The following is a 17,058-nucleotide window of genomic DNA, read 5'->3' on the forward strand; positions in this document are numbered from 1 at the left end:
CCCATAACCCTGGGGATTATGGAGGCGATAGGCCAGGCAGGACTTGAACCCGCGACCAAGGCATTATGAGTGCCCTGCTCTAACCGACTGAGCTACTGGCCCGTTCTGTTGTTCCGTCTAGTCTAGTCGACTGAGACGGCGGCATCGAGACGTCTTGGTGCTGGTGGTGGCTCGTTCCCTTGTTTCCACGCATGAATGATCTACCATGTCGGGTCCGCTCGACTCCGCGCCCAACGTTTCAAAGTCCCCTCATGCCCCGCCCGCCGTCATCCCGCTCCTCGCAATCGAGTCGGTCGAAACCTCGTCAGCCGAAATCGTCTTCGCCGCCGTCTGTCACTTCGTCATCCAAGAAACGATTGAATCAATTGCTTGCGTCGGCGGGGTTCGGTAGCCGTCGTCAATGCGAAGAGCTGATCCGAGAGGGCCGCGTCTTGGTCGACGGCGAGATCGTCACTGAACTCGGGACGATGTTGGATTTGAGCGAACACAAGATTCAAGTCGATGGCGTGCCTCTGAAGCCGCAAAAGCTAGTTTATTACGCGGTTCACAAGCCCAAAGGGGTGGTTTCGACGAACTACGATCCACAAGGTCGGCCGCGGGTCATCGATCTGGTTCCGCCGACCGAGCGGGTCTTTCCGGTCGGACGCTTGGACCGAAACAGCGACGGTTTGATCCTGTTGACCAACGACGGCGACTTGGCTCAACAACTTGCCCACCCGAAGTTCGGCGTGACAAAGATTTACCGCGTGACCGTCGCCGGTGAAGTCCGCTCCGAGACGATGCGGAAGATGCGCGAAGGGATTTATATCGCCGAGGGTCTGGTCCAAGTCGACGGTGCCAAGATCTTGAAGGCTCGCAAGACCGCGACCGATATGGAAATTCGTTTGCGAGAAGGCAAGAACCGCGAAATCAGGCGAATCTTGGCCAAGTTCGGACACAAAGTCCAAACGTTGCGCCGGATCGCGATCGGTCCGCTGAAGCTGGGTGAAGTGCCGGCCGGCGCGTATCGCAAATTGACCCACGTCGAAATCGATAAGCTTCGCAATATCGCGAATCAAGCGGCCAATGCGCCGGAAGAATCGCTAGAGGAGCGTGCCAATCCACGGCGAACGAACAAGACAGGTGTCAAGACGGCCAAGCGGCCCGGACAATCATCGCGGCCTCGCGGTAGCGGTTCGCGTCCGCCAGCCGGAGCGATCGCCGAAGCTTCCTCGCGTCAAGCAAGCAAGAAACGATCCACCGGGAAGACTCGTCCGCCGGCGGGTGACCGGCCGCTGACGAAGAACCGTCGGCCGGTCAAGCAAAAGCGGACCGACGCACCGGCCCCGGACCGAGATTCGCTGCGGGTCGGATCGGTGATCATGGGTGACGAGTTCAAGGCGGTCGATCCGAAACCCAAAACGAAAAAACGGACCACCAAGAAAGCTGGTAAGAAGCCGACCCGGGCCTCGGTTTCGGCGTCTCGCAAACGCAAAGGCAAACGCTAATTCATGACGACGACCCATTACGCCGACGCGATCGCCCAAGTCCAAACGCCGTTGGTAGTCAACCAAGCGATCGCCGAGAACACGTACTTGATGCGGGTCTCTGCCCCGCATATCGCCAAGACGTTTCGTCCTGGACAGTTCGTCATGATCCGGATCGCTGGGATGGACGCACCGCTGATCGGTCGCGCCTTCGCGATCTACGATGTTCACAACGGTGAAGACGGAACGCCCGAATTCATTGACTTGATCTACTTGCGCAAGGGAGCCTTGACGTTACCGCTTTCGGCGGCTCCCGTTGGTACGCAAGTCTCCTTGTGGGGGCCGCTGGGCAACTCGTTCATCGATGACTCTTTCTTGGGCGAGCCGCATTCCCGTCAACCTTGTGATCGTTTGATCATGGCCGTTGGCGGTATCGGTCAAACGCCTATGTTGGTAACCGGACGTCACGCATTGACCAACGGTTGGGCCGGCCGAGTCGAGATGATCTATGGCGCCCGGCGAGCATCGCTTTTGGCCGGTGTTGATGATTTTCGAGCCGCCGGTTTCGCGTTGACGTTGTGTACCGACGACGGCTCCGAAGGGCAACAAGCGCGAGTGCCGGATGTGTTGGCGGATCGATTGACGCAGTTGCGTTCCTCGTCGCCCGAAGAGCGGATTCGGATCTTGACGTGCGGGCCGGAGATCATGATGGAAAAGGTCGCCGAAGTCGGGGCCCGGTTCGGTGCCGAGGTCCTCGTGTCGATGGAAACGCCGATGGCGTGCGGCATCGGCATTTGCTTCTCGTGCGTCGCCAAGATCCGGCTTGAAGATGTTGCTTCGGAACATGTGGCCCCGGGACAGTGTGAGTGGGATTACAAACGCACCTGCGTCGAGGGGCCGATTTTTAACGCGTGCGAAGTTTGCTGGTGAGCATCGCGTGAACATTACGAACTGTTGATTTTCGTCTCCATCGTAACCCGAAGCGTAAGCGAGGGATGAGTCAATATCAATGATCCCTCGCTTACGCAGCGGGTTACGAAAAAAGTGCGACTTCAAAACTCACGCGTCGGGTTAAGATGAAATCAACAGCCCGCGAGTGGGTTACCGGCAAGGTAATGACCCGTCAACGCGACGGCCATCGCGTCGGCGACGTCGGCGGGTTCGGGAACGGTCGCAAGCGAAAGTTGCAACTTGACCGCTAATTGCATTTGCGATTTTGAGGCATGTCCGTTGCCCGTCATGACTTTCTTCACGCGTGTCGGTTCGTAGTGCGTGATCGGCAAACCGGCTTCGGCGGCGGCCAAGCAAATCACGCCCCGGGCGTGTCCCATCAAGATCGCCGTGCGGGGACGCTCATAATGCGAAAAGAGCTGCTCGATCACGACCGAGTCGATCGGGTGTGCCGCGATCACTTCGCGAACGCCGTCGGAAATTTCTTTAAGCCGTTGTGGCAACGTGTCCCGGGCTCGGCTGCGGACGACACCGGCTTCGCACAATTTCAGGTTGCCACCGTCACGCGAGATGACGGCGTACCCGGTGATGTTCAATCCCGGATCGATCCCCAGAATGCACTGGGCGACGTCCGGGCGGTCGACTACGAGCTGCGTTCCCAAGACGTTCCTTCTTTTTTATCGAGCAAGGCGATGCCGAGTGCCGAAAGCCGATCGCGGATCGCGTCGCCGGTGGCATAGTCTTTCCGCTCGCGGGCTTCCTTGCGAAGATCGATCAACAAACGAACGACCCCATCGAGCAATTCCGCAGAGGCTTCGTCACCGCCGGAAGCGACCGGTGGTTTGGCGAACAGCCCGAGCACGCGACTGAGTTCGGCGATCACGATCGTGGCGGCAACCAAACTTTGCACCGGGGCGGACTGCACATCCGCGCCGGCGGCGAGTTTTTCCGAATCGATGAAACGATTGAGCGTTCGCAACGAATCGAATAGGACACTGATCGCGGCCCCTGAGTTGAAATCGTCGTCCATCGCGGTGAGGAACTTTTCACGGATGCCGTGGATCTCCGTCAACAAGGCGTCCTGCCCAGGATCGAAACTGCCGGCGATTCGGGTGCGAGGCGTTTCGAGTTGGTAGAACGATTGACCGGAGATTTCGGCGAACCGATCAAAGAAACGATAGAACGCTTCGAGCGACGTGCCGGCTTCGGCCAAGGTCTCTTCGTTGTAAATGATCGTGCTGCGGTAATGGGTTCGCAACAGGAAGAAACGGATACGTTCGCCGGTTTGCGAGCGGATCAAATCGGCCAAGCCTCCGGCACCTTTGGAGCGGCTGATCTTTCCCGAGGCGGCTTCTTCGACGGATTCACTGGCGGCGTCTTCGCGGTCATTGCGACCACCGACTTTGCCTTTCTCGCCCGCCCGCATCAGACCGTTGTGCATCCAATATTTGACCATCGGCGCGTCGTGGCGGCAGGCACTTTGGGCGCGTTCGTTTTCGTGGTGCGGGAACATCAGGTCCAAGCCGCCGCCGTGGATGTCGAACGTTTCGCCTAGGATTTCATGGCTCATCGCCGAACACTCGATATGCCATCCGGGACGCCCGTGCCCCCAAGGGCTCTCCCAACTGACTTCGCCCGGGCGAGCGGATTTCCACAGCGCGAAATCGCCGGGGTTGCGTTTCTTGGCCGCCGCGCCGCCGCCTTCGCCTTGTTGGGCGTCGACGCTGCGGTTGGACAATTGGCCGTAGCCGGGGTCTTTGGTCACGTCAAAGAACACGTCGCCGTCGATCGCGTAAGCGAATCCTTTTTCCTCGAGTGACTCGATGAACCGGATGATCTGATCAATGTGGTCGGTCGCTCGGGGCAGATGATCGATCTGGTTGACGCCGAGTTCCTTGAGGTTGGAGAGATAGTCCGCCGTCATTTCGACGGCAATTTGCGACATCGGAATGCCGCGTTCTTGGCTCTTGTTGATCAATTTGTCGTCGACGTCAGTGATGTTGACGACCCAGGTGACCTCGTAACCGCTGTAGGTCAGGAAGCGTTTGATCGTATCGAAGATCACCGGACCGACCATGTGACCGATGTGCGATTCGGCATAGACAGTCGGGCCGCACAAATACATGCCGACGCGGGGCGGACGTAGCGGGGCGAACGGCTCTTTCGTCTTACTGAGGGTATTGTAGACCCGAATGGCCGGTCGCGACTGATCGGAGCCATCGACGACGGCGGGGGCGGTAGCGGTCAAACTCATCGCTTCACAATATGCGGAAGAAAGGGGTTAGGGGGGAGACGATTGGGGCAGTATAGGAGCAATCGGTGGTTCGAAGCGAGTGCAGGTTTGGGGAAGAGGTTGTCAGGTGTCAGGTGACAGGTGACAGGTGACAGGTGACAGGTTGCAGGGTCGGGGAAATTGGAATAATTCGGATAATCCTCAAAGTTGGCCGAGGCGGTCGCCGATACCTACTCTCGGACGATGTTCTCGCGCCGCTCGGTGGAGCGTTTGGCGTGAGAATGTTGTAGGGGGGCTTTCCAAATAACGGCCCGTTTTGGGGATTCACTACGCCGCTGCGTTGCGGTTTGTCGGTGGGTTTCACGAGCGGTCGCTACGCAAGGGAAGTCCAGGGCATGAATCGCTCGCTGTTTCGCTATACCGCATATCTACAACTCGCTCTCGCGATTTTGTTCGCTTGCGGTTGCGCACCGACTCAACCATTCTTTCTCAACGAATCGCCTGACCTTGAGTATTATCTCAATTCAGCGACAGGGATCGAATACCCCGATGTCGACGTTGAGAGTCTGCCCGACACGACTCAGACGCTGCGCCCGTTAGCGATCGGCAATCACGACTATCAGTTCTGGAACCTTCCTCTCGAGGAAGCCGTTTCGATCGCGCTAGCGAATGCCAAGTTCTTTGTCACTACCAGCGGCATCGCTGAGGCCCGACAAAACGTTTCCGATCAATTCATCAGCGGAACGGCCGACCAATTCGGCAGCATCTATGACGTGGCGATTCAACAGTCGACCACTCAATCGGTCCCGCTGACCGTCGACGGCAACGGCAACCGAGTTTTGCCTCGGGGTGTTTTGCGAGCCAACCAAGTCGGTGGCGTTGAAGACGCGTTATCCGAGTTCGACGCTCAAGCGAGCGGATTTTTGAACTACTCCAATACCGACCGACCGAACAACAGTCCTGTTGCGGCCACTCAAAGCGACGACTTCAATATTCAACAAGCGATCAGTAAGCGAACGGCCACCGGTGGCGTGGCGACATTGCGGAACCAATTGATTTACGGTCGCAACAACTTGGGAGAGATCGCGCCGAACCTGCGTCAAGTTCCCAGCGACTACACCGTCACGATCGAAGCGCAAGTCCAGCAACCGTTGCTGCGTAACCGCGGCACGTTGGTCAACCGCATTCCGGTTGTCTTGGCGAGTTTGAACGAAGACATCTCGATCGCCGAATACGAAATTCAAATCCGCAACTTGGTTCGTGATGTTGAGGTCGCTTACTGGGATTTGTATGTTTCCTATCGCAACGTGGCCACGTCGATCATCGGTCGCAACAGTGCGATCGCGACGGCTCAGTTCGCTCGCTTGGCTTTGGAAAACGGTACCGGAACACGTCAAGAACTCGCCCAAGCGGTTGAACAGTACTATCAATTTCGCGGCTTGCTCGAATCGGCCATCGCCGGATCGAACCTGCCCGGTCAAGACCGCCAAGGTGTTTACGGTGCCGAGCGTCGTTTGCGTGAGTTACTTGGTATTTCTCCGACCGATGGACGCTTGATCCGTCCGATCGACGAACCGACGATCGCTCGTGTCGAACATGATTGGAACGAATCGGTTGCCCAAGCGTTGTACTTGTCGCCGGAACTGCGTCAAACCAAAACCCGTATCAAGCAACAAGACTTGGAATTGATCTCGGCCAAGAATCAAATCCTTCCCGAAGTCAATCTGTCGTTGCTCTATCGTTGGGTCGGTGTCGGCGACACGCTGGGTCCTCCTAGCGGTGGCAGTGCTCCGCCGGTCCAACCGGGTAGTAGTGCGTTGGATGCACTCACCAGCGGCAACTTCCAAGAAGGTGCGATCCGTTTGGAAGTCACTCCCGCACCCTTCGGTGCCCGACGTGAACTTGCCCGGATTCGTGGTGCGAAACTACGTTTGACCCGCGAACGGGCGAACCTGCAAGAGAAAGAACGATTGCTCGTCAGCCGTTTGTCCGATGCGGTCGCCAAGGTTGCCACCCACTACCAACTCGTTCAAACCAACGCCCAACGTTGGCAAGCGGCCGAGCAAGAAGTCGAGGCCCGCTTGGCGGAATTCAAGAACGGTCGTAGTCCTGTCAACGTGGTGCTGCAAAGTCAACAACGCCGTGCTCAAGCTCAAATCGATTACTACCGAGCCTTGGCCGAATACAACAAATCATTGAACTTCGTCGATTACCTCAAAGGCACGATGCTTGCCAATAACAACATCGTCTTGCGAGAAGGTCCATGGAACAAGAAGGCGTACTGGGACGCGTTAGAACGAGCACGTGAACGCAGTGCCGGACACAAACTGCAATATGGCGTAACCCGACCGGGTGTCGTCCGCACCGGACCGCTGCGTGACGCAGCGTCGGCCGCCGATATCATCGGCAGTGGCACGATGACTCACGGTGAAACCATGATTCCCGATAACACGTTCCTGAATGATCCCAACGATCCGCTGGGGTTGAACTTGGAACCGTACCGCAGTCCGGTCGAAGTCGACGATCAATCGCTGCTCGAACTCGGTGACCAGCCTGCTGACTTGCTCAGTCCCATGAACGCTCCGAGTTTGGAATCGGTGCCCACACCGGCACCACCATTGCCTACACCCGACGCGATGCCTAACCAAACATCAACGGGCGGTCCATCAAGATGGCAATCGGCGGAAAAAATCCGACCGTCCGAAGTACGATCCAGTACGGCACGATCCAGTACGGCACGATCCAACATGATCGCACCCGCCGGGTACGAAACACGATCTGGCGAACCCTCGTCATACGAATATGCACCAGAACCGGTCCGCCGGATTCCGATCAGCCAATGAGAAGGCGTCGACCAAGAAACACTTGACTTTCCGTGTAGGGGCGGAGGCTTGAGTGGTTGTCGCCGGAACACGCGCTCTGGATCACGACACCACTCCCACGACTAGCTCGATCGGTTCATTTCGGTGAACCCTTCGGGCTTTTCGTCGTTGAACGTGAGGTATCCTTGGATCGATCTCTTCTGCAGAATCAGATTGATTTCGTGAGGTGGAATGTGAACACCGCCTTCCATGAGGCTCCCACTTCGACAAGGCTTGGCTACATTTCAAAACAAACGATTTCAAAACAAACGTTAGACGCGATGAGTATCAACCACCAACCAAGAATCATTTCCGCTTCGATCCGGGACGTTCAATTCGGAACGAGTGTCACGGTGATCGAGCCGGTCAACCTGTACGAATGCGAGATCGGCGACGGGGCATTCGTCGGCCCGTTTGTGGAAATCCAACGGGGGGTGAAGATCGGGGCGCGGACTCGCGTGCAATCCCACTGCTTTGTCTGTGAATTGGTGAGTGTCGGCGAAGATTGTTTTATCGGGCACGGAGTCATGTTTGTGAACGACTTGTTTCGCGGCGGTGGGGCTTCTTCCGATCCGGCTGACTGGAAGCCGACGAAGATCGGAAATCGCGTTTCGATCGGTTCCAATGCAACCCTGCTGCCTGTCTCTGTTTGCGACAATGTCGTGATCGGGGCAGGCGCGGTCGTGACCAAGGATATCGTCCAACCGGGGGTCTATTGCGGCAACCCTGCGAAATACCTGCGAAGCCTGCGTGCCGAGGAATCCTAGCGTCTGATCCCGATTTGACTTCAAGGTTTGGACGTAGCGGAAACTCGTGACGACGAAAGGCTATACATCGGGCGAACAGGAAGTATTTTGGAGCACGTCCTCTTTCTTCGAGTTTTTCTTCGCCGGCCGACCGTGTCTGAATCTTCGCCCCCTTTGTTGAGCCGACGTTGGAAGGTGATTCTGAGCGTTGCGATTTTGGCTCATTTAACGGCGGTGTTCGCGCCTCCGATGGCATTCCAAAGCCGCGGCCCACGGGGGCTCTCTCCGTCGGTGGCGACCTTGCTCGATCCGTTGGCAAGTTATGGCCAGATGCTTTATTTGGATCGCGGCTATGCGTTTTTTGCACCTGATCCTGGTCCCAGCCATCTGATTACCGTTGAGATCGATGATCCCGCCAGCACAGACGCGGATGCGAACCGTTCGCCGGCCGAAGTTCGGCGTTTTCCGTCGCTGAACGATCAGTGGCCGCGTCTGTTGTACCACCGTCATTTCATGTTGGCAGAGTTTCTCAACGATTCATACCAACCGGCCCTGCCGATCGAAGCGGCTTCTCTGGTCGGCCCAGACTTACCGGCCGAGGAGCTTCGTCAGTGGCGGTTGGGACGCAAACGATATGAAGCGATCGTCGGATCGATGACCAAACATGCGGTTTCGCGGATCGCAGGAGGCCCGGGCAAGGTCGTCAAAATCAATCGGGTGGAGCATCTGATTCCGGACTTCGTCGGATTCACAACCCGCAATGTGCCGCTGAACGAGGCGGATTCCTACATCACACTGGAAGACTTCCCGATCACGCTCGAAACGCTTTTGGGCAGCCGTCCGGAATCACTTCCCCAGCCGGGATTCACCGAACCGGTTCCCGCTCCGACCGGCGAACCTGCCAAAACCGGGGAACCAATATCGAACGAAAAAGCGGCGAACGATTCGAGAGATTCCAAAGAAAACTTGACGAATGAGTCGGAGACGACCGAGGCCAAAACCGAATCGACTGTCGATGGCGAGGCGGCACCGTGATCGTCATGTTCAAGAAAATGATCGGGAACTGGTTTGCCGATGCCGTCCAAACGTGGGACCGCTTTTGGTTCACTCCTCGGCACGTCGAAACATTGGCAGTGCTCCGCATCCTCACCGGGGCCATGTTGTTGTATTCGCATGTCGTACTGGCGACGGATTTGGAATCCTTCATCGGCCCCGACGCTTGGATCAATAACGAAACCGCTGCGGCACTCCACGACGGCAGCTTCGGCGAAGGCACGTCCGCTTGGTCGTACTTATGGAACATCGATAGCAATGCGGTCGTATGGGTTCACCACTGTATCGCGATCGCCGTCTCGGCCGCATTCATGGTGGGATTCTTGACGCGAATCACCGGCCCGCTGGCTTGGTTCTTGCAGCTGATGGTGATCCATCGATTGATCGGCAGCCTCTTCGGACTCGATCAAATCGTCACCTACTGTGCCATGTATTTGGCGTGGACGCCTTGCGGAGCCGTCTTTTCAATCGACGCGTGGATAAGAGAACGCCGAGTCGATGATGGGGCGGAATCATCGGGCCGATGGAAGAACTGGCTGTTCCCGAACGATCAACCGAGCGTTTCGGCGAACGTGGCAACCCGATTGTTACAGTTGCATCTGTGTGTGATTTATTTGTTTGGTGGCTTGGCCAAAGCCCGCGGACAACTTTGGTGGGACGGGACGGCGCTTTGGTTTGCGGTCGGAAATTATGAATATCAGTCCTGGGATGTGACGTTCTTGTCGGACTATCCGTCGGTGTTCACCGCATTGACACACCTGACGTTGATGTGGGAGGTATTTTATTGCGCCTTGATTTGGCCGAAATTGACTCGGCCGATCACGCTCGGTTTGGCCGTCGCGGTTCACGGTGGCATTGCACTATTCTTGGGAATGATGACCTTTGGCACGATGATGATCGCCGCCAACGGAATTTTCTTGAGCCCTTGGTTGTTTCGCCGACTGCGTGGCTTTTCTCCGCCGCATGATGCCGAAATCGCGATGCCAACGTCACCAAAGTCGACGGCCAATCATTCGGATCTGCACAAACGCTTGGACGAATTAGAAAAGGCAGAAACCGCGTTCAAGAAACGTTACGTCAAGTTGAAGAAACGCGAAGCGAAGGTCCAAGAACGCGACGAGCGATTGAAGGCAACCAAAGCCAAGCTACGCCAAAAGCTCCAAGACGGGACACTGAGTATCAACGACAGTCATCTCGACCAACTCGGTTCCGAGTCCGGCTTGCACTTGGACCATGATCCGGATGAAGAGGGTTCGGCCATCGACATGAACCTCTCCGACCGGGATTTATTGGAGTAAGGTCTGCCTACCTTGTCAGCGGCCGTCCTCGGTCGATATAGTTTCCCCAAACGTCCCCCACACGTGGGTGCTTTTTTTGCGACACGTGGAAGGTTTCCGACACGCGGGAGATTGCTCGATGGGAGATTCGCGATGATTTGGTTTCTGATTGGAATAATGGTCTATGCGGCCATCAAGATTCTGCCAGGGTGTTTGTACACCGTTTCGCCGGATCAACGGGCCGTGAAAACACGTTTCGGCGCGGCCGAACGGTTACCGATGATGGCTGAGTCACCGGATATCGCATTGCCGATCGATCCGTCCTTGTCCGAAGACGAACGCAAGCGATATCAATACCCGCAAGTACGCGTGATCGGTCCGGGTGGACCTTACTTCAAGTTGCCTTGGGAAGACGTTTACAAGGTCAGCGTCGCGACTCAGTCCGTCGACATTTCTTGGGATCCTTCCAAGCATCAGGACACGATCGAAGCGGTCACGAAAGACAACTTGACCACTGGCGTGAACGGACAAATCCGCTACCGGATCAGCGAGAATAATCTTTACCCTTACCTGTTCGGTGTCAGCCGACCGCTCGAACACGTGATGGGCTACTTCGTTTCGGTCCTCCGAGAACGGATCGCAAACTTCGTTGATCCCAAAGGCCAAAGTCTGTTAAGCGAAGACGACTTACCTCGTGACGGAGAAACCGACAGTGCGTCCGGTGGTAACCACATGGGCAAAGGCAGTGCCGTCGAACTATCCGAAGGCGTCTCGATCAACGATCTTCGCAAGAATTTGCCGTTGCTGAACCAATACATGGAAGAGCAATGCCGTTCAACGACGGGGCGCTACGGGATCGAACTCGATGCTGCATTGATCACCGAAATCGATCCTCCGCCGGAAGTCGATCGAGCGTTGTCGGCAATCAATAGCACACGCAACCAGGTCGCCGCTGACATCAGCACGGCGCGAGCCGATGCCGAACAGCAGATCACGATGAGCGCCCGCGCGGTCGAGATCGCCACTAACAATGCGCAAGCCGAAGTCGCGCCGCTTCAAGAACTAGCGGGCACGTTGTCGTCGATCAAAAAAGAAGGTGGTTCGGAATGTCTCAAAGCCTACCTCCGCAATGCTCGGGTGCCTTTGTACGGTAAAGCCGCTCGAGTCGTCATGATGGAAGCGAAAAAGACGTAGTGGCAATTGGCCGTAGGCTCGGTGGAAGAGGACTTTGACGACCAACACCCGGCAGCGGTCTCAGCAAAAAACATGGTTACTATGCTCGTGCCGGGTCTCCGCTTTCGCTGCGACCCAGCTTACTTGATCTAAAAAACACCTTATCTCATTCATCGACGAGTTCATCATGTCCATCGCTTTGTTCATCGCCGGTTTCATGTCGATTCCGTTGCTGCTGGCCGTTTGTCGTGCCTTCGGCATTTACACTTGCGTCCAAGAGTGCGAGGCGCAAGTCTTCACCTTGTTCGGCAAAGTCATCGGAACTCTCGAGCGGCCCGGTTTGCATTTGCCGATCTCGTCCTTCGGGCCGCGTGCGATGTTGATCCCGTTTTTTGGCAAACGTTACGTCGTCAACACCGCCTTGCGACAACATTATCTTCGTGGCCAGATGGTCAATTCCGAAGAAGGCACGCCGATGGGGGTTGGGATTTGGTACGAAATGCAAGTCCAAGAACCGATCGCTTACCTGTTCACTAACGCCAACCCAGACGGATCTTTACAAGCCAACGTGACCAGTTCGACGATCTCGACGCTCAGCAATCTCGAGATGGAAAAGATGCTCGAGGACCGTCACAGTCTTTCTCGGACGGTTCGCAAAGCGGTCTCGCCATTGTCCGAAAAGTGGGGCTACCGGCTTGGTTCGGTCTACATCCGCAAGGTTGAGTTCACCGATCAGCAGATGGTCGACAACATCACCGAGAAGGTCGTCAAACGACTTGTCCAAGTGACCAGCGCGATGAAGCAAGACGGTGAGAACCGCGTCGGTTTGATCAAAAGTGAAACGGCGTTCAAGGTTTCCCAAAAAATGGCCGAAGCCGCCGCAGCCCGCCCCCAGATCGTCGGCCGTAAACTCAACGAGATCGGCAAGCAGGACCCGGAGGTGCTCAGCACAGTCTTGGAGGTAATGGAAATCAACAGCCTGTTGGAGTCGGGAGCGTCGATCGATGTGCTGCCCGATAGCGGCAATATGCTTTATCAGATCGGTTAGAGCCTATCCGAAAAGGGGTCTGACCCTTTGGAGGCGAGTCGATTTTGGTTGCATTTTTGGTATCGCCGGAGAGGGTCAGACCCCTTTTCGGATAGGCTCTAATATCAGCTAATGCCGTGTTGATCCAAGGAACTCGTCATTCGGCTCGTGTCGGATCGTGTCCCCAATTTTTCAATGAGTAGGACCATGGCCGCTCATCAATATCGCCGTCAGGACGCTGGGCGGTATGTCTCTTGATGTAGCCCACCACTTTTTTCATGTGCGAGAAATCGTCGTCGGACAGATCCGCTTTCTTGGTGCGTTTGATCTCGACGATTCGTCGTCCCGAATGATGACCGGTCGATTCGCTTGACGCCGCGTCCTTCGCACCGACCGATTTAGACTGCTCTGTATCGAGCCATTCCTCGAGTTCTTTCGGCTGCATGTTCACGAGATCATAAAAGGCTTCATAAGTGGATTGCTGTTCTTCGGTCACGGTTTCGCTCACGGTGGCACCTCGGCATTGAAACGAGACAACACAAGGGAATGGATTGTTCAATGAAGAGCGTTGTCGGCAAAAGCCATGCCGACCGATCGACCCCACGGCACAAGATTCGCTCTCGCAACTTTGATATTCATCGATTTCGATCCATCTCATCCATGGTTCGCATTCGACGATCTTATGACGCCAATCCCGCCTACATTGACTGGATACCTCTTAATGTGCCGATCCATTTTTCAAATCTGTTCCATCTCAATCGCCCTATTGCACGTGGGTTTGTTCGGCAGTGACTCTTCAGCCGATACTCCGGAGAAGACCCGAACGACTCCGAGTGTTGACGCTCCAATTTCAAACAGTGACGAGATGCGACGTCTGAAAGCGGTCTCGAGCGAGATCATTGCTCGAACGAACGACTTTCGTGCCAAGAATGATTTGGAGTCGCTTTCGGAGGCTCCTGATCTGACCAAGGCGGCGGCTAAATTTGCTAAGTACATGGCGGAGACCGACCGCTATGGCCACAACGCTGATGGCAGCACACCTGCGGCGCGAGCCGAAGCGGCCGGGTATGACTATTGTGTCGTCCGCGAAAACATCGCCTACCGAACCAACACAGGCGAACCGACACGAGCATCGTTGACTGAACTATTCGTGAAGGGTTGGATCGATTCGCCGGGACATCGCGAGAACATGCTCGCCCAGTATGTGACCGAAACAGGCGTCGCAGTTGCGACCGACGACGGTGACACTTTCTATGCAGTGCAATTGTTTGGGCGTCCTGAAACACGCTCGATCGAGATTGAGATCGCAAACCTTTCCGATCAGACCGTCACACTCGTCACCGAATCGAATGGCAACCGTGACGAATTCGCCTTGCAACCTCGCATGACGTTCAAAATGCGACGTTGCTTCCCAACAACGATCGAATTAGCCGGGTCCGAGAAAACCGTGAACGTCAATGAAAGTGAATCCTATACGATTGAAAACGGTCCCGTGCTGGCGAAGCAAACGTCCGATCGACCGAGCGAATGATGCCTTCCGAACAAGATGCACCGTTGAATCACGTGAAATGCCCTCAATGCGGCAACGAGGTCGACGACCGGGCCGTGGCATGTCCTCGCTGCGGTGAGAAAATTTATGTCGAACATCCAGGAGGAATCACCCCGACTCGAAATCCTCCGGTTCAATATCCGGGGGAAACTGAACGGAAAGGTGAGAATCCTCCCTCAATTTGACGTCTGAAAAGGCGATGAGTTCGAAGAGACCCTCAATGACTCTTCGAAGGTCTCCACTGATGAACCTTCGGTATAGTTGAAACAGACTCGCACCGTCTGCCCTGATGCCACTTCAAGGGGTGTCTGGAGCGGTAGAACGAGATGTTGGTTTGCCCATGTGATCGCTTCTTCATTAACCTCGTCGATCGCCAGAACGTTCTGCGTTAACAGGCGAACCGCGTTGAGATAACCATCCTGTCGCGTGGTCAACTCCTCATCAAACTTGAAACATTGGGGGATGGTATGCGCGTAGCCGAAGTTGGCGTAGGGGATTAATTCAGAAAGTTCGATCGTTCGTGGCTGAATCGAACGCGGAGCTTGGAACATCGGCACCGGAGCCTCGTAGCCCGCAAAGTTGAATGACTGCTCGACCAACTGGATCATCAGAACCGTTGCTTCGGGAATGAAAATCGGTAGGGGAGATTTCGGAAACCGTCGTCGGTGATTTCGTTTGAATGCCGCAATCACGCTGGCTTGTCGCTCACGGAGCAATCCGACGTGCAGCATCTCGCAAATGACGGCGCCAACAGGTTTTTCGGGGACAAACCGCGTCGCGTCTGCATGGACCACGGTCACCGAATCTTGCAAACCGTTGCGTCGGATTAATTGATCGGCAATGTTGAAAAGCTGAGGATTCCGCTCAACGCAGATCACCTGAGCACCTCGACGGGCGGCAAGTGACGACAAGATTCCCGTCCCACCCCCAAGTTCGACGACATTCATCGCCGGACGGACGATTCGTTCGATGGCCCGCGCGAAAGCGTTTACGCGATCTTCATCCTGGAGCATGTTGTAGTGATACAACAGCGGGATGTATTGGCCGAGCATTTGCTCGTCCGATTGGGAACAGGCATTTCGATCGGGTGGGGCGGTTCTGGCCGCGGTGATGGAAGTGTTCATTCGATGGACGTTAAGAAATCTGCCGTCGCGACAGCAAGCCCAAGGACGTTTCATTGAATCCGTTTCAAACAACGCCTCACGTGAAGAGTCCGATCTGACTAAAATAGTCGGCTCCGTTTATTTACTTTCCGCTTACCGAGAACCCTCACCATGACACGACTTAGGCCACTGACGATCACTGCCACCCTCGCGGGACTTGCACTCTTGTCATTTTCGTCCTATCTCATCGCCTCCGCCGAGGAGTATATCACTGGCATCCAGTGGGAGACGCCACCGATCGTGGATCCGGGCGAGACCGACGACGCACCACCCTCGGACGCGGTCGTTCTGTTCGGCAAGTCCAGTGATACCGCCAATTGGAAAAATGGCGAGCGTTGGACGACCGACGGCGACATTCTGATCGCCGGTAAAGGCCCAATCACGAGCAAGCAGGAATTCGGCGATTGCCAAATCCACGTCGAGTGGTCCGCCCCAGTGCCCGCCGTTGGCGAAGGCCAAGGCCGGGGCAACAGTGGTATCTTCATGATGGGGATCTACGAGTTGCAAGTCCTCGATTCGTACGAAAACACAACGTATGTCGATGGCCAGGCAGGTGCGATCTACAAACAACACCCGCCCATGGTGAATGCCATGCGAAAGCCCGGCCAGTGGAATACTTACGATATCATCTGGACTGCACCGAAGTTTGACGATCAAGGGGAACTGACCTCACCGGCCTATATCACCGCGATCCACAATGGCGTCGTGATTCAAAACCACTTCGAATTAAAAGGTGACACGCCCTTCAACCGTCCTCCGCAGTACAAAGCACACAAGCCGACCGGTCCAATCTCGATCCAAGACCACAACAACCCTGTCCGGTTTCGAAATATTTGGGTCCGTCCGATCCGAGAGTTGACCGGTGAACAATCACAGCCCGCCACCACTTTGACTCGGCCCGAACAAAAGAAGCCGGCCAAGTCAGAAAAGAAGTCGCCTAAGAAATCCGAATCGGATAGCCCGAATCCGTAACCGGAGTCGCACCACTTCGGTAAAGGCAAAGGAAAATCGCGGCTGGTTGCTTAGCCAGCGACGGTGACGCGATTGATCACACGGCGGCCTTCGGCGATCGGCCGCACCGCTTCTTGAGCGAGTTGTTTGTGGTAGAAGCTGCGAACATGACCGGACAAATGAATTTCATCGTCATTCTCATCGACTCGCAAGAACCGCAACTCGGCAACTGAATTGGTCGCCAGAACCGCCAGGGCGGATTCCTGTTTCATCGTCTCGACGGAATGAATGGCGGAATCAACGCGGAGAAGTTGCTCGCTTAGTTCATTCTGCGGCTGACGGAGCAAAATGGTTTCGCAATGACCAAGATCGGTCTGATCGTGCGACAGCGAATGGGGAGACGACGTAAGGGAAGACATAAATACCCAATCCTTGCGGGAGCGATAACCGAGAAGCCTTGTTCGCTTAAATGTTTCCGATAAAGCGAGGCTGAGCCAGATCAAAATTCGCATTTTTTGAAATACCGCTCAGCTCGCCCCTTAAATTAGGAAAGACAGCGACTTTAGGAGGAACCGATCGGCGTTTACATGCAAATTCGGGACCCTTAT

The 17,058-nt window shown here is 55.7% G+C and carries 16 protein-coding genes and 1 tRNA gene; 11 read left to right on the forward strand and 6 right to left on the reverse strand.

Going from position 1 to position 17,058, the window contains the following annotated elements:
* Positions 1-28 precede the first annotated feature (28 nt).
* Positions 29-102 (reverse strand) — tRNA-Ile (locus Pla100_RS02900).
* A gap of 254 nt (positions 103-356) precedes the next feature.
* Here Pla100_RS02900 and Pla100_RS02905 point away from each other — a divergent pair.
* Together Pla100_RS02905 and Pla100_RS02910 are read left to right on the forward strand one after the other, a co-directional pair.
* Positions 357-1,487 (forward strand): pseudouridine synthase, encoded by a 1,131-nt coding sequence (locus tag Pla100_RS02905; RefSeq protein ID WP_231602606.1) that lies wholly within the window; start codon positions 357-359, stop codon positions 1,485-1,487.
* A 3-nt stretch (positions 1,488-1,490) separates the two neighbouring features.
* Entirely contained in the window at positions 1,491-2,396 is a 906-nt protein-coding gene (locus Pla100_RS02910) for a dihydroorotate dehydrogenase electron transfer subunit (protein ID WP_146576139.1), read from the forward strand.
* A gap of 152 nt (positions 2,397-2,548) precedes the next feature.
* Here the strand turns inward: Pla100_RS02910 and ruvC are convergent, their stop codons facing one another.
* Together ruvC and cysS are read right to left on the reverse strand one after the other, a co-directional pair.
* On the reverse strand, positions 2,549-3,079 hold the full coding sequence (gene ruvC / locus Pla100_RS02915; protein ID WP_390620547.1) for a crossover junction endodeoxyribonuclease RuvC: 531 nt from the start codon (positions 3,077-3,079) through the stop codon (positions 2,549-2,551).
* Positions 3,061-4,671, reverse strand: coding sequence for a cysteine--tRNA ligase (gene cysS / locus Pla100_RS02920; RefSeq protein ID WP_146576140.1), 1,611 nt, complete (start codon positions 4,669-4,671; stop codon positions 3,061-3,063). The genes ruvC and cysS overlap by 19 nt, the downstream gene beginning before the upstream one ends.
* Positions 4,672-5,045: 374 nt before the next feature.
* On the opposite strand from cysS, the gene Pla100_RS02925 reads away from it, so the two are divergent.
* The 6 genes from Pla100_RS02925 to Pla100_RS02950 all read left to right on the forward strand — a co-directional run bounded on the left by Pla100_RS02925 (position 5,046) and on the right by Pla100_RS02950 (position 12,808).
* Entirely contained in the window at positions 5,046-7,493 is a 2,448-nt protein-coding gene (locus Pla100_RS02925; protein WP_146576141.1) for a TolC family protein, read from the forward strand.
* Between the two features lie 299 nt (positions 7,494-7,792).
* Entirely contained in the window at positions 7,793-8,278 is a 486-nt protein-coding gene (locus Pla100_RS02930; protein WP_146576142.1) for an acyltransferase, read from the forward strand.
* A 132-nt stretch (positions 8,279-8,410) separates the two neighbouring features.
* Positions 8,411-9,292, forward strand: a complete 882-nt coding sequence (locus tag Pla100_RS02935) for a hypothetical protein (RefSeq protein ID WP_231602608.1) — start codon at positions 8,411-8,413, stop codon at positions 9,290-9,292.
* 5 nt (positions 9,293-9,297) lie between these two features.
* Positions 9,298-10,608 (forward strand): HTTM domain-containing protein, encoded by a 1,311-nt coding sequence (locus Pla100_RS02940; RefSeq protein ID WP_146576143.1) that lies wholly within the window; start codon positions 9,298-9,300, stop codon positions 10,606-10,608.
* Positions 10,609-10,740: 132 nt separating this feature from the next.
* Positions 10,741-11,781, forward strand: a complete 1,041-nt coding sequence (locus Pla100_RS02945) for an SPFH domain-containing protein (RefSeq protein WP_231602609.1) — start codon at positions 10,741-10,743, stop codon at positions 11,779-11,781.
* A gap of 166 nt (positions 11,782-11,947) precedes the next feature.
* Positions 11,948-12,808, forward strand: coding sequence for an SPFH domain-containing protein (locus tag Pla100_RS02950; protein ID WP_146576144.1), 861 nt, complete (start codon positions 11,948-11,950; stop codon positions 12,806-12,808).
* Positions 12,809-12,944: 136 nt separating this feature from the next.
* Here the strand turns inward: Pla100_RS02950 and Pla100_RS02955 are convergent, their stop codons facing one another.
* Positions 12,945-13,445 carry a DUF3140 domain-containing protein gene (locus Pla100_RS02955; RefSeq protein ID WP_146576145.1) on the reverse strand — a complete coding sequence of 167 codons (501 nt, stop codon included), beginning with the start codon at positions 13,443-13,445 and terminating at the stop codon, positions 12,945-12,947.
* Between the two features lie 207 nt (positions 13,446-13,652).
* Between Pla100_RS02955 and Pla100_RS02960 the strand changes: the two genes are divergently transcribed.
* Together Pla100_RS02960 and Pla100_RS02965 are read left to right on the forward strand one after the other, a co-directional pair.
* Positions 13,653-14,318 carry a CAP domain-containing protein gene (locus tag Pla100_RS02960; protein ID WP_231602611.1) on the forward strand — a complete coding sequence of 222 codons (666 nt, stop codon included), beginning with the start codon at positions 13,653-13,655 and terminating at the stop codon, positions 14,316-14,318.
* Complete coding sequence (locus Pla100_RS02965; protein WP_231602732.1) at positions 14,318-14,521, forward strand: zinc ribbon domain-containing protein; 204 nt, start codon at positions 14,318-14,320, stop codon at positions 14,519-14,521. The genes Pla100_RS02960 and Pla100_RS02965 overlap by 1 nt, the downstream gene beginning before the upstream one ends.
* On the opposite strand, the gene Pla100_RS02970 is transcribed toward Pla100_RS02965, so the two are convergent.
* Positions 14,513-15,460, reverse strand: a complete 948-nt coding sequence (locus tag Pla100_RS02970) for a methyltransferase domain-containing protein (protein ID WP_146576148.1) — start codon at positions 15,458-15,460, stop codon at positions 14,513-14,515. The two genes, Pla100_RS02965 and Pla100_RS02970, sit on opposite strands and share 9 nt — an antisense overlap.
* Positions 15,461-15,610: 150 nt before the next feature.
* Between Pla100_RS02970 and Pla100_RS02975 the strand changes: the two genes are divergently transcribed.
* Entirely contained in the window at positions 15,611-16,471 is an 861-nt protein-coding gene (locus tag Pla100_RS02975) for a 3-keto-disaccharide hydrolase (protein WP_146576149.1), read from the forward strand.
* 50 nt (positions 16,472-16,521) lie between these two features.
* Here Pla100_RS02975 and Pla100_RS31465 read toward each other — a convergent pair whose 3' ends face one another.
* Positions 16,522-16,869 carry a BON domain-containing protein gene (locus tag Pla100_RS31465; RefSeq protein WP_231602612.1) on the reverse strand — a complete coding sequence of 116 codons (348 nt, stop codon included), beginning with the start codon at positions 16,867-16,869 and terminating at the stop codon, positions 16,522-16,524.
* Between the last annotated feature and the right edge of the window lie 189 nt (positions 16,870-17,058).

It is taken from the genome of Neorhodopirellula pilleata (assembly GCF_007859915.1).
Classification (GTDB): domain Bacteria; phylum Planctomycetota; class Planctomycetia; order Pirellulales; family Pirellulaceae; genus Rhodopirellula; species Rhodopirellula pilleata.

What these genes read in the sequence shown, in the direction of transcription:
- Pla100_RS02910 (WP_146576139.1), top strand. Translation starts at nt 1,491, where the DNA reads ATGACGACGACCCATTACGCCGACGCGATCGCCCAAGTCCAAACGCCG.
- cysS (WP_146576140.1), bottom strand. Translation starts at nt 4,671, where the DNA reads ATGAGTTTGACCGCTACCGCCCCCGCCGTCGTCGATGGCTCCGATCAG.
- Pla100_RS02925 (WP_146576141.1), top strand. Translation starts at nt 5,046, where the DNA reads ATGAATCGCTCGCTGTTTCGCTATACCGCATATCTACAACTCGCTCTC.
- Pla100_RS02930 (WP_146576142.1), top strand. Translation starts at nt 7,793, where the DNA reads ATGAGTATCAACCACCAACCAAGAATCATTTCCGCTTCGATCCGGGAC.
- Pla100_RS02940 (WP_146576143.1), top strand. Translation starts at nt 9,298, where the DNA reads ATGTTCAAGAAAATGATCGGGAACTGGTTTGCCGATGCCGTCCAAACG.
- Pla100_RS02945 (WP_231602609.1), top strand. Translation starts at nt 10,741, where the DNA reads ATGATTTGGTTTCTGATTGGAATAATGGTCTATGCGGCCATCAAGATT.
- Pla100_RS02950 (WP_146576144.1), top strand. Translation starts at nt 11,948, where the DNA reads ATGTCCATCGCTTTGTTCATCGCCGGTTTCATGTCGATTCCGTTGCTG.
- Pla100_RS02955 (WP_146576145.1), bottom strand. Translation starts at nt 13,445, where the DNA reads ATGAGATGGATCGAAATCGATGAATATCAAAGTTGCGAGAGCGAATCT.
- Pla100_RS02960 (WP_231602611.1), top strand. Translation starts at nt 13,653, where the DNA reads ATGCGACGTCTGAAAGCGGTCTCGAGCGAGATCATTGCTCGAACGAAC.
- Pla100_RS02965 (WP_231602732.1), top strand. Translation starts at nt 14,318, where the DNA reads ATGCCTTCCGAACAAGATGCACCGTTGAATCACGTGAAATGCCCTCAA.
- Pla100_RS02970 (WP_146576148.1), bottom strand. Translation starts at nt 15,460, where the DNA reads ATGAACACTTCCATCACCGCGGCCAGAACCGCCCCACCCGATCGAAAT.
- Pla100_RS02975 (WP_146576149.1), top strand. Translation starts at nt 15,611, where the DNA reads ATGACACGACTTAGGCCACTGACGATCACTGCCACCCTCGCGGGACTT.
- Pla100_RS31465 (WP_231602612.1), bottom strand. Translation starts at nt 16,869, where the DNA reads ATGTCTTCCCTTACGTCGTCTCCCCATTCGCTGTCGCACGATCAGACC.